The organism is Micromonospora sp. AB353 (assembly GCF_049538395.1).
Classification (GTDB): Bacteria; Actinomycetota; Actinomycetes; order Mycobacteriales; family Micromonosporaceae; genus Micromonospora; species Micromonospora aurantiaca.
The window spans coordinates 1-307 of the sequence record NZ_JBMVFV010000202.1 but is presented as its reverse complement, the minus strand read 5'-3'; the positions used below and the strand labels follow the sequence as shown (position 1 = coordinate 307).

Annotated in this window: 1 pseudogene; it reads left to right on the top strand. The window is 67.8% G+C overall.

The features are described from left to right. Positions 1-121: 121 nt before the first annotated feature. Positions 122-307, top strand: a pseudogene (locus ACPCK6_RS29685) (hypothetical protein); the annotation flags it as partial.

Sequence of the window (307 nt, the reverse complement as noted above, 5' to 3'; positions counted from 1 at the left end):
CGCGCAGTGGCAGCCCCTGTGCCCCGCGAGCTGCCGGGATCCCCCCAAGTCTTCTTGAGCGCCTGACGGTGCCTTGCGCCCATTCCCCCGGGTGCGTTGACCCCCGAATGGAGCCTTTGTGATGAACACGATTCTGCGGAAGAGCGTTCTGGGTGTTGCTGGTCTGGCTTTCACCGGTGGCGTGTTCGCCGGTCCGGTGGCCGCCCACGCCGCGGACACCACCCACGCGGCGAAGCCGGTGAGTGTGAGCGTGCAGGGTGACAAGCTGATCCCGCACGGCGTCCAGGGTGAGCAGTCGCGCATCGAG